The sequence below is a fragment of the Streptomyces sp. R41 genome (assembly GCF_041053055.1).
Classification (GTDB): Bacteria; Actinomycetota; Actinomycetes; order Streptomycetales; family Streptomycetaceae; genus Streptomyces.
On record NZ_CP163443.1, the window covers coordinates 1,230,371 to 1,246,254 of the forward strand.

The 15,884-nt window shown below is 71.8% G+C and carries 13 protein-coding genes; 6 read left to right on the forward strand and 7 right to left on the reverse strand.

The window, feature by feature from the left end; all coding sequences use genetic code 11:
- Positions 1–77 precede the first annotated feature (77 nt).
- The 3 genes from AB5J53_RS06030 to lnt are packed head-to-tail and all read right to left on the reverse strand — an operon-like array spanning position 78 to position 3,076.
- Positions 78–878: a 3-hydroxybutyrate dehydrogenase gene (locus AB5J53_RS06030; protein WP_369244565.1), complete on the reverse strand. Its 801-nt coding sequence runs from the start codon at positions 876–878 to the stop codon at positions 78–80.
- A gap of 60 nt (positions 879–938) precedes the next feature.
- Positions 939–1,412 (reverse strand): NUDIX domain-containing protein, encoded by a 474-nt coding sequence (locus AB5J53_RS06035; protein WP_369244566.1) that lies wholly within the window; start codon positions 1,410–1,412, stop codon positions 939–941.
- Positions 1,413–1,462: 50 nt separating this feature from the next.
- Positions 1,463–3,076, reverse strand: a complete 1,614-nt coding sequence (lnt, locus tag AB5J53_RS06040) for an apolipoprotein N-acyltransferase (protein ID WP_369244567.1) — start codon at positions 3,074–3,076, stop codon at positions 1,463–1,465.
- 238 nt (positions 3,077–3,314) lie between these two features.
- Between lnt and AB5J53_RS06045 the strand changes: the two genes are divergently transcribed.
- A complete protein-coding gene (locus AB5J53_RS06045; RefSeq protein ID WP_369244568.1) occupies positions 3,315–4,376 on the forward strand; it encodes an O-antigen ligase family protein in 1,062 nt (353 codons plus the stop codon).
- 29 nt (positions 4,377–4,405) lie between these two features.
- On the opposite strand, the gene AB5J53_RS06050 is transcribed toward AB5J53_RS06045, so the two are convergent.
- A complete protein-coding gene (locus tag AB5J53_RS06050) occupies positions 4,406–4,948 on the reverse strand; it encodes a hypothetical protein (protein WP_369244569.1) in 543 nt (180 codons plus the stop codon).
- Between the two features lie 116 nt (positions 4,949–5,064).
- On the reverse strand, positions 5,065–5,850 hold the full coding sequence (locus AB5J53_RS06055; protein WP_369244570.1) for a glutamate racemase: 786 nt from the start codon (positions 5,848–5,850) through the stop codon (positions 5,065–5,067).
- A 58-nt stretch (positions 5,851–5,908) separates the two neighbouring features.
- Here AB5J53_RS06055 and AB5J53_RS06060 point away from each other — a divergent pair, with 58 nt between their 5' ends.
- Positions 5,909–7,084, forward strand: a complete 1,176-nt coding sequence (locus AB5J53_RS06060; RefSeq protein ID WP_369244571.1) for a glycosyltransferase — start codon at positions 5,909–5,911, stop codon at positions 7,082–7,084.
- A 4-nt stretch (positions 7,085–7,088) separates the two neighbouring features.
- On the opposite strand, the gene AB5J53_RS06065 is transcribed toward AB5J53_RS06060, so the two are convergent.
- Positions 7,089–8,456, reverse strand: a complete 1,368-nt coding sequence (locus AB5J53_RS06065; RefSeq protein ID WP_369244572.1) for a TerD family protein — start codon at positions 8,454–8,456, stop codon at positions 7,089–7,091.
- Between the two features lie 280 nt (positions 8,457–8,736).
- Between AB5J53_RS06065 and AB5J53_RS06070 the strand changes: the two genes are divergently transcribed.
- The 4 genes from AB5J53_RS06070 to AB5J53_RS06085 all read left to right on the forward strand — a co-directional run bounded on the left by AB5J53_RS06070 (position 8,737) and on the right by AB5J53_RS06085 (position 13,428).
- Entirely contained in the window at positions 8,737–9,174 is a 438-nt protein-coding gene (locus AB5J53_RS06070; RefSeq protein ID WP_369244573.1) for a DUF6643 family protein, read from the forward strand.
- Positions 9,175–9,219: 45 nt separating this feature from the next.
- Entirely contained in the window at positions 9,220–10,044 is an 825-nt protein-coding gene (locus AB5J53_RS06075; RefSeq protein ID WP_369244574.1) for an MOSC domain-containing protein, read from the forward strand.
- A gap of 187 nt (positions 10,045–10,231) precedes the next feature.
- On the forward strand, positions 10,232–10,837 hold the full coding sequence (locus AB5J53_RS06080; protein WP_369244575.1) for a hypothetical protein: 606 nt from the start codon (positions 10,232–10,234) through the stop codon (positions 10,835–10,837).
- A gap of 158 nt (positions 10,838–10,995) precedes the next feature.
- Positions 10,996–13,428 carry a right-handed parallel beta-helix repeat-containing protein gene (locus AB5J53_RS06085; RefSeq protein WP_369244576.1) on the forward strand — a complete coding sequence of 811 codons (2,433 nt, stop codon included), beginning with the start codon at positions 10,996–10,998 and terminating at the stop codon, positions 13,426–13,428.
- Positions 13,429–13,493: 65 nt separating this feature from the next.
- Here the strand turns inward: AB5J53_RS06085 and AB5J53_RS06090 are convergent, their stop codons facing one another.
- Entirely contained in the window at positions 13,494–15,848 is a 2,355-nt protein-coding gene (locus AB5J53_RS06090) for a hypothetical protein (RefSeq protein ID WP_369244577.1), read from the reverse strand.
- Positions 15,849–15,884: the final 36 nt, after the last annotated feature.

Genomic DNA, 15,884 nt, shown 5'->3' on the forward strand with positions numbered 1-15,884 from the left:
CACAGGATTACGCATCGGCGGGCCGGCACCAGAGGACCTGTGGACAACTCACGACCAGGCTCCGGTTCGGCCCCGGCTCAGTGCGCGGTCCAGCCCCCGTCCAGCACCAGGGACGTACCGGTGATGAAGGACGCCTGCGGACCGCACAGATAGGCCACCGCTTCCGAGACCTCCGCCGGCTCGATGAGCCGCTTGACCGCGCTGTCCTGCAGCAGCACTTCGGCCAGCACACGCTCCACCGGAATCCCGTGCGCCTGCGCCTGGTCGGCGAGCTGCGTCTCGACCAGTGGGGTGCGCACATAGGCCGGGTTCACACAATTCGAGGTGACTCCATGGGGCGCGCCTTCCAGAGCGGCGGTTTTCGAGAGCCCCTCAAGGCCATGCTTCGCGGCCACATACGCAGACTTGAACGCCGAGGCTCGCAGTCCATGGACCGACGAGACATTGACGATACGGCCCCAGCCCTGCCCGTACATATGGGGCAGCGCTCCGCGGATGAGCCGGAACGGTGCCTCCAGCATCACGGTCAGCACGGTGTGGAAGACATCGGGAGGGAACTCCTCGATGGGGCGCACCAGCTGAAGCCCGGCATTGTTCACGAGGACGTCGGTGCCCGCGGCTGCCTGCTCCGCCGCGTCGAGGTCGGTGAGGTCGAGGACGTGCGGCTCGACGGTGCCCGCCAGGCCTTGGGCCTGTTCGGCCAGCGCGTCCAGGCCCGTGGCGTCCCGGTCGACCGCTCTCACCTTGGCGCCGGCGGCGGCGAGCCGCAGCGCGCAGGCGCGGCCGATGCCGCCTGCGGCGCCGGTGACAAGGGCGGTGCGGCCGCCGAGGTCGAGTGCGGGGGCGTGGGGGCCCGGGAGGGCGCTGGGCGCGGTCATGCCTCGACCCTAAGCAGCGCCCACGCCCCAACCGATGTGGTCACCACACACACTTCACCCTCAGGTCGTGGGTGCAAACCATGTGGGTGCATCGGACAGTGCCTGCTTGATCCGGAAGAGGGCGTGCTCGCTCAGCTCCGGCAGGGCGTCCACGTCGAACCAGCCGACCTGCAGCGACTCGTCGTCGTTGACACGGGCTTCGCCGCCGACGGCCCGGCACCGCAACGTGGTGTCCATGAACTGGCAGATGTCACCGTTGTCGAAGGTGACCTGCTCCCCGGCTTGGACAAGAACGACCCGCTCGACTTCGCACCGTACGGCGGTCTCCTCGTACACCTCGCGCACCGCACAGGCCGCGGGCTGCTCGCCTGGATCGGGCATACCGGAGATCAGCGCCCACCGACCGTTGTCCGAGCGCTGCCCCAGCAGCACTCTGCCCTCGTCGTCGAAGACGACGGCGCTCACCCCGGGGAGCCAGAGAAGCTGATGGCCCGCGGAGGCCCGGATCGTGTGAATGAAGTCTGGAGTAGCCATGACTCGACCCTAACGGCCGCGCTCCGTTACCCCCTGGCGGCCGGGGCGTCCTACCTGCTGACGTTCCGACGTCCACGAACCGTCGTCGCCACCGCCCAGCCGAGCCCGCCCGCCGCGACCAGCAGCAGAGCCATCTCGGGGAGGATGCCGAGCTTCGTGGCAGGGGTCTGGGAGGAGCGCAGCGGCACCTTCTGGACCAGCGAGTCGGCCACGAACATCCCGGTCTTCTGGGTGATCTTCCCGTCCGGCATGATCACGGCGCTGACGCCACTCGTCACCGGTACCGTGACGGTGCGGCTGTGCTCCACGGCGCGGACGCGGGACATCGCGAGCTGCTGGTAGGTCATCTCGCTGCGGTCGAAGGTCGCGTTGTTGCTCGGCACGGAGATCAGCTGCGCGCCGTCGGTGACCTCGGAGCGCACGGCCCAGTCGAAGGCGGCCTCGTAGCAGGTGACCAGGCCGACCTTGGCGCCGTCCATCGTGAACACGCCCGGCTTGGTGCCCCGGCTGAAGTCCTGACGGACCATGCTGGTCCAGTTCTTGTTGATCGCCCCGAGCAGCGACCGCATCGGGAGGTACTCGCCGAAGGGCTGGACCTGCCGCTTGTCGTAGGTGTCGGTCGGCCCCTTCTCCGGGTCCCAGAGGATCTGCTCGTTGTAGAGCTTGCCGTCGCGCTCGACGACACCGCCCACCGAGATGGGAGCGCCGATCGCCTTGGCCGCGCTGTCGATCACGGCGCGCGCGTCGGCGTTGGCGAACGGGTCGATGTCGGAGGAGTTCTCCGGCCACAGCACGAAGTCCGGCTGGGCGAACTTGCCCGCCTTGACCTCGGCGGCCAGCCGCTCGGTCTCCCGCGCGTGGTAGTCGAGAACGGCGCGTCGCTGGGCGTTGAACTCGAGCCCCGCACGCGGCACGTTTCCCTGGATGACCGCGACGGTCGCCGTCCCGTTCTCGGCCTTGTCACTCACCAGCGTCCGCGCGGCGAGCGCCCCCACCACGGGCACGACGACACTCAGCAGTGCCACCGCGGCGGCACCTCGCCGGACGACACGGGTTCGCCGGCCTTCGACGACCAGGCGCACGATCTCGTACAGACCGAAGCCGCACAGCACGACGGCGAAGCCGAGCACAGGGGTGCCGCCCACCGCGGCGAGCGGAAGGAAGACGCCGTCGGCCTGCCCGAAGGCGATCTTTCCCCAGGGGAAGCCGCCGAACGGCGCACGCGCGCGTGCCGCCTCTCCCGCGATCCACACCGCGGCCGCCCACAGCGGCCACGCGGGCAGCCGGGAGACAAGCGTGACGCCCGCGCCGACCAGCGCTATGTACACCGCCTCCACCGCGACGAGAGCCAGCCACGGCCCGGAGCCGACCTCGACACCGGTCCACACGAGCAACGGCAGCAGGAACCCGAGGCCGAACAGATAACCGAGCCCGAGACCCGCCTTCCAGGTGCGGCCGCGCAGGACCCAGGCGAAGACCGCGAAGGCCGGCAGGGCCAGCCACGACACGGTCCGCGGCGGAAAGCTGACGTACAGCAGCACTCCGGAGAGCGCCGCGGCGGCGTACGGAGCGAGACGCCGCGCCAGTCCGGCAGCGCGCGAGGCGGGTGCGGCCTGGGGTTCGAGCTGTTCCGGCTCTTCTACGGTGGTTGCTGTGGCGGTCACTCGGGGAGTGTACGGCGCGTGACCTTGGCACCGACAGCACGGTCTCGTCGGCCTCGGTGGGCGAACGGCTGCCGGCAGGACGCGCCGCACGCATCTGCTGCAACGTTTCTGCGCAACTTGTCCACAAACCGGTGCATCACCCGTTACCGTGTGCCCGAGCCTCTGACGTGCGGCCGGATGCGGCCACGACGACCGGGGCCCGTCATACACGGGGGGCGACGGGGTGGGGTCCACGGGGATGACGTCCGCGGCCGATTCGGCGGCCGCGGACGAAAGACGCAACGCTTCGGACGCCGTGGGCGTGATCGTGCTCGCGGCCTGCGCCGTCTGGTCCTTGATCACGGCGGCCGCGCATGACGGCAGACCCGAGGGCGTACTGCTGGCGGTACTCGCGGTGGCGGCCGGATACGCCTCGGGACGGATCTTCGGGGCGCTTCTGCCGGTCGCCGCGCCCTGCGCCGGGGCGCTTGCCGGACTCGGCCTCGCGATCGCCACTCCCGGCCCGCAGATCACCCTGCAGCTCGGTCACACGGGCGCCACGGCCGCACTGCTGACGCTCTCCACCGGCGCCGCGTGCTGCGCGGCCTGGGCGGCACGCCCGCCGGCGCTGCGCCTCACGCTGAGGCTGCTGGCCGCCGGGGTCGCGGTGACCGCGGCGGTGCTGGGGTCGACCACGGGGTTCGTCACCTGCGCCGGGGTCCTGCTGTGTTCGGTGGCCACCGCCCGCATGCGCCACCGCGCCCTGGGCCTCGCGGGTCTGGCGCTCACCGCGGCCCTGGTGACGGGAGCGACCTGGGCGATCGCCGAGGACGCGCTGCCCGACGGCCTCACCGCCTCCTTGGAGGGACAGCTGACCCAGCACCGGGTCCTGCTCTGGCGCGACGCGCTCCGCCTGGCCCGCCAGGATCCGGCGCTGGGTGTCGGTCCCGGGCGCTACGGAGAGCTCAGCCCGACGGTCACGCAATCCCTGCTCCCCGACGGCAAGCCCCACTCAGCGCCACTTCAGCAGGCGGCCGAGCAGGGCCTGATCGGCGTGGCACTGCTCGCGGCGGCGTTCTGCTGGGTCCTGTACGCCCTGTGGCGCACTCCGCGCACCACACCGATCGCGCTGACGGCGGGCGCGGCCCTGACCGCGCTGGCCGCAATCGCGTCCATCGGCAACGCGCTGAGCTTCACCACGGTGACGGCCGGAGCGGGTCTGCTCGCGGGGCTCGCCACGGCACGGCCGCTGGCCGACGAGGGGCCGGAAAACGTCATGGCCACCATCGAGCGTCGCCGCGGCGACCAATTGGAGCCGTGAAGCGCGGTACGCCGGCGGGCAGGAACGGGTCAGATCACGGTGCCGGGGCTGGCCGGGCGCAGACGGTCACGGATGATCCGTACCGCCGCCTCTGCGTTGTCCACCGTGATCGTGAACGTATGCCCGTCGCCGAGACGCAGCACCACGCCCTCGCCGCGTCGGACGATCACGGCGGTCCCCTTCTCAGGCCGCCAGCGGTAGCCCCAGCCGCCCCACTGGCGGGGAGTGACGCGGGGCTCGAAGTCGGCACCCACGACGCTGGAGAGCGGAATGCGGCGGCGCGGCAGACCGATGTGGCCGCAGCGCACCTCGACGCAGTCCTTGTCGACCTTCACGGCGACGTGCACGAACGCGAGCGTGCCGAACAGGATCAGCAGCCCGGCCGCGATGCATCCGACCACGGACATGACGAGCGGGGCCGTGCCCGACGTCCACACGGAGTCGACGGCCAGCTCGATACCGAGCGCCAGGCAGGCGGCGCCGCCGAGCGCGGGCAGCCATTGGACGCGGTTGGTCGCACGCCCGGTCCAGACCTCCGAGTGCGTGCTTTCGCCGTGTGGATGGTCCCTCATGTCAATGAGACTACTCAGGTTCCGCACCGCGGGCACCGTGTCGCGGAGCGTTACTCCTCCGGGTGGGCCGCCGCCGTACGGAGGGCGTCCGCGCGATGACCGGCGGTGACCGTAAGTCAGCGTGCGGGACTGACCGCCGACAGGAGGCGGCCTTCCTCGTACTCCAGCGCGGTCGCGGGCAACGCGCCCTCACGACCGCTGAGGAGCACCGTGACGGCGGAGTCGGCGGGAGCCTCGGGGTCCGGGAGCTCGCCGATCCTGCGCAGCGCCTGGGCGGCGACCGCACCGGCGGACCCGTGCAGGACCAGCGGCGGAAGTCCGGGCTGCTGTACGGCCGCGCGGATGCGCTCGGCGACCAGCTCGTAGTGGGTGCAGCCCAGAACGACGGCCCTTACATCCTCAGGGGTGCGCTCCGCGGCGGCGGCGATCGCGGCATCGATGGCTGTCTGATCCGCGTGTTCCACGGCGTCGGCGAGGCCGGGGCAGGCCACCTCGGTGACGGTCACTCCGTCCGCGAACTCACGGATGAGTCCCCGCTGATAGGGGCTGCCGGTGGTGGCGGGCGTGGCCCAGATCGCGACGGGACCGCCGCCCGCCGCGGCCGGCTTGATCGCCGGGACGGTGCCGATGACGGGCACCTCCGGCTCAAGGCGGGCGCGCAGTGCGGGCAGGGCGCGTACGGAGGCGGTGTTGCAGGCGACGATCAGCGCGTCCGGCCGATGCCGCGCAGCGGCCTCGGCGACGGCGAGGGCGCGTGCGGTGACATCCTCCGGCGTACGCGGCCCCCAGGGCATGCTGCCAGGGTCCGAGGAGAGCACGAGATCGGCGTCGGGCCGCAGTCGACGTACTGCGGTGGCAGCGGCGAGCAGTCCGATTCCGGAGTCCATGAGCGCGATCTTCACCCGGTCACCTTAGACGATCCGCCTCAACGGACGGCCGGGGTGGGGCAGACTGCGGCGGGTGAGCGCCGTTGTGTGGATCGCTGGGGGATCACTGGCCGCGTGGCTGTGGCTGCTGCTCGGCCAGGGCTTTTTCTGGCGTACGGATGTGCGGCTGCCGCCGCGCCGGGATCCGGACGACTGGCCCTCTGTCTGTGTCGTCGTACCGGCGCGGGACGAGGCGGCTGTTCTGTCCGTGAGCCTGCCGTCGCTCCTCGCCCAGGACTATCCGGGGCGGGCGGAGATCTTCCTCGTCGACGACGGCAGTTCGGACGGCACCGGGGAGCTCGCTCGTGAACTCGCCCGCACGCATGGCGGGCTGCCGCTCACCGTCGACTCGCCCGGGGAGCCGCCCGCGGGCTGGACGGGCAAGCTCTGGGCCGTGCGCCACGGAATCGACCTGGCACGCGCGCGTGGACCCGAATATCTGCTGCTGACGGACGCGGACATCGCCCATGACACTGCCAGCCTGCGGGAGTTGGTGGCGGCCGCGCGCACTGGCGGCTTCGACCTCGTCTCGCAGATGGCCCGGCTGCGCGTGGAGAGCGTGTGGGAGCGGCTCGTCGTGCCCGCCTTCGTCTACTTCTTCGCACAGCTCTATCCCTTCCGACGGATCGCGGTGAAGGGCTCGCGGACGGCGGCCGCGGCGGGCGGCTGTGTCCTGCTCCGTACCGACGCCGCCGAGCGGGCGCGGATCCCGGACGCGATCCGGCATGCCGTGATCGACGACGTGGCGCTCGCCCGGGCGGTCAAGCGCGGCGGCGGCCACATCTGGCTGGGGCTCGCCGAGCGGGTGAACAGCGTGCGGCCGTATCCGCGGCTCCACGACCTGTGGCGGATGGTCTCGCGCAGCGCGTACGCCCAACTGCGGCACAGCCCGCCGCTGCTCGCCGGAACGGTCGCCGGCCTGACCCTGGTGTACCTGGTGCCGCCGGTCGCCCTCGTGGTGGGCCTTGCCGCGGCCAACGCGTGGGCGGCGACCGCCGGAGGGCTCGCGTGGCTGCTGATGACGGCGACGTATCTGCCGATGCTCCGCTACTACCGGCAGCCGCTGTGGCCGGCCCCGCTGCTGCCGGCCACCGCGTTCTTGTACCTCCTCATGACGGTCGATTCCGCGGTGCAGCACTACAGGGGGCGCGGCGCCGCCTGGAAGGGCCGCACCTACGCGCGTCCCGACACCGCCCTGGACGAGAGCTGATCGCTCACTTCCTGCCGGGGGTCCAGTTCATGCCCCACCCGTAGGCGTAGTCCACGGTGCGCTGCGGACTCACTCCGCGCTCGGGGACCAGGTAGCGGGCCTCGCGCTGGACGACCAGGTCGCCGCCGTTGTTGGTGATGAGGGCGAGGGCGCAGACGGTCGAGGGCACCGTGCACTCGTCGAGAGAGAAGTCGACCGGCGCGCCGCCGAGCGGCTGGAGGGTGACCGTGGCGTGCAGGTCGGCGAAGGAGCGTGCTCCTTCGTAGATGGTCACGAAGATGAGGATGCGCCGGAAGCTCTGCTTGTGATCGAGGTTGATGGACAGGTTCTCGCCACTGGCCACGGCGCCGGTGCGGTCGTCGCCGTCGAGGTGGATGTACGGGGGCTGGTGCAGCGCCCCGAAGGCGTTGCCGAGCGCCTGGACGACTCCCTTGCGGCCGTCCGACAGCTCGTACAGGGCGCACAGGTCGAGGTCGAGGTCCGCGTGCATCGCGACGGCCCGGCCCCGCTTGCTGCCCCACCCCGAGAACTGCTTGCGCACCTGCCAGTTGAGGTTCACGCGCATCGTGCCCGAGGTGCCGCCCTGTTTGGCGAGCGAGACCGAGGGAGCCTCCTTGGTGAGCGTCACCTTGGAGAGGCGGACCGGAGCCGCGGGCGGTGCGGGCGGTGCGGGCGGTGCGGGCGGTGCGGGCGGTGCGGGCGGTGCGGGCGGCGGCATGGTGACGGAAGGCGCGACCGGCGGTGGCATGGTCACCGGCGGAGCCGGGGGCGGCGGCGGACTCTGCACACGGGTGACGGGCGCGGGCGGTACGGCGGCAGGCGGTGCCGCGTGCTGCGGTTCGTCCACCGTGATCCCGTAGTCCGTGGCCAGCCCTTCGAGTCCACTGCTGTAGCCCTGCCCGACGGCGCGGAACTTCCAGGCGCCCTGGCGCCGGTAGAACTCGCCGAGCACGAATGCGGTCTCGACGGTCGCGTCGGCACTGTCGAAGCGCGCGACCTCCGTGCCCCGCTGCGCGTCGACCACCCGGATGTAGAGCCCGGGAACCCGCCCGAAAGTGCCGCCGTCCGCGGAAGCGGCCAGCACCACGGTCTCGATCGCCGGCTCCACGCGCGCGAGATCGACGAGCAGAGCGTCTGTGACCTGACCGCCGGCGTCCCGCTTGCCCTCGTGCCGCACGGCACCGGAGGAGTGCGCCGGCTGGTTGTAGAAGACGAAGTCGCCGTCCGAGCGGACCTTTCCGGACACCAGCAACAGCGCCGAGGCATCCGCGTCGGGCACCCCCGGTCCTGAACGCCAGCCCAATTCGACGCGCAGTGCGGTCGTCGGCACGGGAACATTCGATCCCTTAGGCATTGACATGTACGCCCCCATCACGTGTCTCCGCGCCGGGCCGCGCCTCGGGCAGGCCACTGACTCCGTTCCGCCAAACCTAATCCCCCGGCCCACCGAACTCCCATGCCTCGCACTGGAAGATCCGTGGTCAACCGCGGGTAACCCACCCGGAACTCGGCCTTTACACGATCCGAGCGCCGTTTGGCGTCCTTTTTTGCCGAGTTCGCTCGCATTGGGGATCCCGCGTCACTGCCGACACGGAAAACAACCCTCTTATCGGTCTCCCCAACCAGCACATCGTGGGCTTAACTTATGTGCCATGACCTCCCCCCGCTCCACCTATGGCGGCGGTTACTACTCCGCGCCGTCCTTCTTCCCGGACACCCCGATCTACGACTCGCTCGTCGCCGAGCGGGGCACCCCTCAGATCGCTCCGATCCGGGTTCCCGCCGCCTACGACACGGGCAGCCATCTGCCGGCCCTCCCGTCGGCACTTCCCGCCCTGCCGGCCGGGCCCTCCCACCAGGCTCCCTCGTACGGCTACCCGCAGGCCCAGCAGCCCGCGCCGCTGCAGCAGGCCCCCGCGCCGTACATCCCGCAGCAGGCGGGGGGACCGCGCGGCTATCCGGGCGCCCAGCCGCAGCAGCAGCGCCCAATGGGCGGCACGGGCTACGAGGCGATGCGCCCCGCGGCTCCCCGCCCCGCTCCGGCTCCCTACCAGGACCCCTACAACAACCAGCAGTACCGCGGCTACTGAGTAATTCGCGCCGGATTGTCGGTGCCTGCTGGCACCATGACGGTCATGGGGAACGCGGAGCTGCACTCGATCCATGTCCATCCGGTCAAGGCGTTCCGGGGCCAGTCGTCCCGGGAGGCCGTCGTGGAGCCCTGGGGGCTGGCCGGAGACCGACGCTGGGTACTGATCGACGACGGGGGAAAGGTCGTCACGCAACGCCAGCAGCCACGTCTGGCACTCGCCGCCGCCGAGCTGCTGCCCGGCGGCGGCATACGGCTGTCCGCGGAAGGCCGTGAGCCGGTCAGCGTTCCCGTGCCCGAGCCGATCGGCACGACGACGCTGGACATCTTCGGGGACAAGGTGGATGCCGTCCTCGCCGACGCCGCCGCGCACGCCTGGTGCAGCGACTACCTGGGCGTCGAGGTTCGCCTCGTCCACATGGACGATCCCGCCACGCGTCGGCCGGTCGACCCGGACTTCGCGCGCCCGGGCGAGACCGTCAGCTTCGCCGACGGCTATCCGCTGCTCGTGACGACACTCGCCTCGCTGCAGGCCCTCAACTCTTTGATCGCGCAAGGCGACCACGCCCATGAGGGCCCGCTACCGATGAACCGTTTCCGGCCGAACATGGTCGTGTCCGGCACGGCCGCCTGGGCCGAGGACGACTGGTCCCGGATCGCCATCGGCGAGGTCACCTTCCGCGTCGCCAAGATGTGCGGCCGATGCGTCGTGACCACCACCGACCAGTCGACCGCCGAGCGCGGCAAAGAGCCCCTGCGCACCCTCGGGCGCCACCGCCGCTTCGGCGGCCAGTTGGTCTTCGGGCAGAATCTGGTGCCCGAGTCCCCCGGCGCGGTGCGCGTCGGCGACCCGGTCACCGTCCTCGAATAGTCCGCGCGACCGAGTTCCGTGAATGTGCCCGCCGGGAGGGAACCCGGGCCCTGGGCACGATCGTTGAGACTTCGTGAGAAGTTCATGAGAGGCCCGGGGGAAGGGTGATTTCGCTCTCTCTTCCCCGTGCTCTCGCGTGAGCGGCTCCGCTGCGGGTTATCACGGACGCGGAAGGGGGTGCGGGACGGTGCGAGCTATCAGGGGACTCTGGCGCTGGCGGCACAATCCGCTGCGCCGCACGACCGATCTGGTCGAGGCCTGGCTGGCCCTGGCGGCAGTGCTGCTCGTCCTCGTCGCCGCTCCCGTCATCGGCTCCGTCGTCGGGGCCGCGGCCCAGGACGCGTTGCAGCAGTCCGTGCGGGACCAGCGGCACAGCCGCCACGAGGTGGCGGCCACCGTCGTCAAGAAGCTGTCCCGCAGCCCGCTGGATCCCGACCCCGAGACCTCCTCCGCGCGGGATGCCCACAGCCGCGTCCTCGCCGACTGGACGGCACCGGACGGCACCGCGCGCCACGGCACGGTGACAGCCGCCCTCAAGTCCCCCCACCATGGGGACCACTTCACCATCTGGACCGACCTGCACGGCCGAATAGTCGGCCGCCCACTGGACAGCGCCACCGCGACGACGCACGCCGTGCTGGCCGGATTCGGCGCGGCCCTGCTGTCCGCGGGCATCGTCGAGGGCGGCAGACGGCTGATCGTCTGGCGCATGATCCGTCGCCGGTACGCCCGTTGGGACCAGGCATGGGACAAGGCGGGTCCCGACTGGGGCAGGACCGGCACCGGCAGCTGACGGCCTTCCCGCTCCGGTCAACCCGGCGTCCCCGCGCACGCTACGGTGGACCGGCCGAACTGTTCGGCACCGCCGTGAGAGGCTGTCCTTGATCCCGACGGGGTTTCAGTACGGCCTCGCAGGACCCGCGTACGACGAGGTGGGGGCACAACAGCGCCATGGCACAGGGCACGGTCCAGGTGACGCACACCGGCACCTCGCGGTGGCGGCGCCGCACGGGAGAGTACGCATCGCTGGCCGCCGCCCTGGAGGCCGCGGCAGACGGCGATGTGCTCACCGTCGCTCCCGGCACCTACCGGGAGAACCTGGTGGTGCAGCGCGCGGTGACGCTGCGGGGCCCCGAGGGCTCCCCTGGCTCCGTGCGCATCGCTCCGGTGGACGGGGTGCCGCTGACCGTGCGCGCCTCCGCCGTGGTCCAGGACCTGCACGTGGAGGGCCAGGACTCGGCGGCGCCCGCGCTGCTCGTCGAGGAGGGCACTCCGGAGCTCCTGGACGTGCGGATCGTCACCCGGTCCGCGGCCGGGATCGAGGTGCGCGGCGGCGCCCGTCCGACCGTGCGCCGATGCACCGTCGACAATCCGGCCGGCATCGGCATCGCCGTACTCGACGGCGGCGGTGGGGTGTTCGAGGAGTGCGAGGTCGTCGCGGCCGGGCAGTCGGGCGTCGCGGTCCGCGGGGGCGCCCATCCGCGCCTGGAGCGCTGCCGGGTGCACCACACCTCCGGCGCGGGGCTGTCGGCGACCGGTGAGAGCTCGTCGCTGGAGGCGGTCGGCTGCGAGGTGTACGAGGTCAAGGGCTCCGGGGTACAGATCACCGGGCGGGCGACGGCTCATCTCACCGACTGCGATGTGCACCGTACGACCGCCGACGGCGTCACGCTCGACACGGACGCGGTGCTCACGCTCGCCGACTGCCGTATCCACGACATCCCGGAGAACGCGGTCGATCTGCGCTCGCGCTCGGTCCTCACGCTGACGCGCACGAGCGTACGGCAGTTCGGGCGCAACGGCCTGTCGGTCTGGGACCCGGGCACGCGTGTGGACGCCAACCAGTGCGAGATCTTCGACAGCACCGGCGACTACCCCGCGGTGTGGGTCAGCGACGGCGCGACCGCGGTGCTCGACTCGTGCCGGGTGCACGACGTGCCGGACGCCCTGTTCGTCCTCGACCGCGGTTCGCGTGCCGACGTCGTCGACAGCGATCTCTCCCAAGTACGCAACACCGCCGTCTCGGTGAGCGACGGCGCCACCGCACAGCTGGACGACTGCCGTATCCGGGACGCCGCGACCGGCGCCTGGTTCCGTGACCACGGCAGCGGCGGCACCCTGTCCGGCTGCACCGTGGACGGCACCCAGACCGGCGTGATCGTCACCAAGGGCGCCGATCCCACCATCGAGCGCTGCACGGTCACTTCACCGGCCGAGGCGGGCTTCTATGTGTCGGCGGGGGGTCGCGGCAGCTTCCTCAACTGCCGGGTGAACGACAGCGGGGGCTACGGCTTCCATGTGATCGACGGCTGCCGCGCGACGCTGAAGAAGTGCCGTACGGAGCGGTGTGCGCGCGGGGGTTACGAGTTCGCCGACGGCGGCGCGCAGGGCTCGGGCGGCGGCCCGGTCGTCGAGGACTGCACGAGCGACGAGAGCGCCGGACTGCGTTCCCCGGCGCACGAGAGCGCCGTACAGACGTCGAGCCCGTCGCCCAGCCTGCTGGGTGCGATCCCCGGTCAGCGCACCACCGAGCAGGAGCCCCTCGTCGCCGCCATGGAGCCCGCGCAGCCGGCGCGCACGTCGAAGGCCGTGCTCGGGGAACTCGACGCGCTGGTGGGCCTGGAGAGCGTCAAGCGCGAGGTGCGAGCCCTCACCGACATGATCGAGGTGGGCCGCCGCCGCCAGCAGGCGGGCCTCAAGGCGGCCTCCGTCCGACGCCATCTGGTCTTCACGGGCTCCCCCGGCACCGGCAAGACGACGGTCGCCCGGCTGTACGGCGAGATCCTCGCCTCGCTCGGCGTCCTGGAGAAGGGCCATCTCGTCGAGGTGTCCCGGGTGGACCTGGTCGGCGAGCACATCGGCTCCACCGCGATCCGCACCCAGGAGGCCTTCGATCGGGCACGCGGCGGTGTGCTGTTCATCGACGAGGCCTACGCGCTGTCACCGGAGGATTCGGGCCGCGATTTCGGGCGCGAGGCCATCGACACGCTGGTGAAGTTGATGGAGGACCACCGGGAGGCCGTGGTCGTCATCGTCGCGGGTTACACGGCCGAGATGGAGCGCTTCCTTTCGGTCAACCCCGGTGTGGCGTCCCGCTTCTCACGGACCATCACCTTCAGCGACTACGCTCCCGAGGAGCTGCTGCGGATCATGGAGCAGCAGGCCGAGGAGCACGAGTACCGGCTGGCCCCGGGCGCGGCCGAGGCGCTCCTGAAGTACTTCACGGCGATCCCGAAGGGACCCGCGTTCGGCAACGGCCGCACCGCGCGGCAGACCTTCGAGGCGATGGTGGAGCGGCACGCGGGGCGGGTCGCCCAGCTGGACGAGCCGAGCACGGACGACCTCACTCTGCTCTATGCGGAGGACCTGCCGGAGCTGCCCTGAGGCGCACCGCCGGTCGGCGGCCCTGCAGCACGTCGCCGGTCAGCTGCTCGAGGGCGCCCCGCCCGTCAGCTGCTCTGGGGCACGCCGCCTTCGTCGTCCTGTGCGCGCGGGGCCGGGACGTCCGGCCTCAGTCGTGCCAGCAGCAGTTCCCGCTCGTCCGCGAAGGCAGGGTCCGCCTGGTACTCGGAGTGGCCGAGGATCGGCGCGGGCAGCGGCTGCTTCTCGGTGCGTCCGTAGGCGAGCGGGTCCTTGAGGGGCTCGCGGTCGACCTGGGGGCCGCAGTCACCGGGCAGCCGGACGGGTCCGCCGATGGGGTCGGTCAGGCGGTACAGATTGCGCCAGCAGGCGACCTCGCGGTGCAGCGAGGTGAGGGCGGCCGGGCCGAAGTGGGCCGGGAACCAGCGCCCGTACAGGCGCTCCAGGGGTGAGCCGTAGGTGAGCAGCGCGATCCGTTTGCGTACCGACGGCTTCAGCTGCCAGGCCGCGGCGGCGGCCAGCACGCTGCCCTGGGAGTGCCCGGACAGGACGAGCCGTCCGCCGGTGGCGCGGATCCAGCTGGCCATGCGCCAGGTCAGGTCGGGCACGGCGCGCTCGGCGTAGCAGGGCGGTGCGAAGGGGTGGGCGGCGCGCGGCCAGAACGTGCCGACATCCCAGAGGATGCCGATGGTGCGGCGGGCGGCGGGATCCTTGTAGGCGCGGCGGCCCCAGGTGACGAAGAGTATGAAGCCGAAGCCGATCAGCCAGGACCCGAGCGCCTGCGCGGTCTCGGCGGCCCCCTGGACGAAGGCGTACGCCCCCCGCGCGGCCTCGCCCGGAGGGTCCTCGGTCACCAGCGCGCCCGCCAGCGCTCCGGCGCCCAGGAGCAGCGTCACGGACGAGACGACGCCGACCATGCGGGGCGCCCGGTCGGTGAGGGCGGCCATCGCGCGTGTGCTCGCGATGCGGCGTGTGCGGGCGGTGTCCTTGGGCTCTCCCTTGTAGTCGAGCTCCACGGTGTCCATCTCCCGGCCGCGCAGTTGCCAGGAGCGCCGGGCCAGCCAGCCGACGAGGCACGCCAGCACGACGAGCAGCGGGGGGATCACGGAGGCCTGCCAGGTCAGCAGGACGGGCGGGCCCGGGATCGAGTCCCGGGTGCCGTCCAGCCAGTCGGCGACGCGCTGGGACACCCCGCCGGACATCACGCCACCCAGCGCACAGGCGAGCATGGCGACGGCGGGACCGGCGAGGCCACGCATCGCGGTGCGTGTGTCGGGACGGGTGCGGTACAGGATGTGGGCCACCACGCCGAGCACGATGACAAGCAGGCCCTGGACGAGGGCGATGCCGCCGAACGTCATGTCGCCGGGCAACCGCCCCGTCGAGTGCCAGTCCGGTCGCGACCACCCGGCGTACACCAGGGTCAGGGCGAGCAGGGCGATCGAGCCGACGGGCAGCCAGCGCACGAGGGTCTGGTCCAGTTCCTGGTCCAGCCGGTTCTCGCTGCGGCCGCGGCGGCAGACCACCCACAGCACAACCGCCGCGCCCACGGCAAGGGTTGCGTCCAGGAGCCATCCCAGCGTGCCGAGTACGGCGGGGCCGCCGGAGTCGCGGTCGTAGCGGGCCGCCGAGGTGCCCACGGCCGCGGAGACCGTCAGGAAGCCCGCGGCGGTGTGCGCCGCGCGCAGCCGGGCCACCAGGCGGCGCCCGTACCAGAACCCGGGCCGGCCGAGCCCGGTGCGGCCGGTCTCCTCGTCGGGCTCGGCCCTGCGGGACATCGGCTGCTGCGACTCGTACGCGCTCCAGGTGCGGTGGGACAGGTACCACAGGAGGCCGGTCAGCGCGGCGGGCACCAGACAGGCCAGGGCGAGACGGCGGCCCGGCTGACTCCACCAGCCGCCGCCGGACACGTCGGGTGAGAGGAACCCCAGCCAGCTGTGCTCCTCGACGCACGCGCGCGTGCCAGCGCACTGCCAGGCGGTCAGGTCGAGGGCGACCTCGCAGGCGGCGGCGACCAGCAGCACCGTGAGAGTGAGGCCGGCGAGGCGGACGAGCAGGCCGTACAGGCGGACCGTCCGTTTCCGGCCGCGGGTGGTGGGGCGCATCCAGTGCGCGAGGTTGACCACCATGAAGGGCAGCAGTAACAGCCACAGGGCGCGGGCGCCGTTGCCCGAGGTGAGGTTGCACCACACGTAGGCCTCGCGCACCGGTCGGCCGCGGTAGTCGTCGGGACGCTGTTCCGCGTCGGCGTCGTCGGCGCGCCGGAAGACGGCCGCCGTCGCGTCGCCGGTGATCCGTACCGTCCGTGGATCGTTGAGCATCTCCTCCGGTGTGGTCCCGCCGACTCCGTGGACCAGGAGTTCTAGGGCGGTTTCGGCCTTTTCTGGCCGCTGTGCGGGGCTGTCGAGCTCCCCCGTCGAGGCATGTTCCCGTGCACGTTCCACTGTTCTGTACTTCCCCCGTGCCGCGTGTGGCGTGTG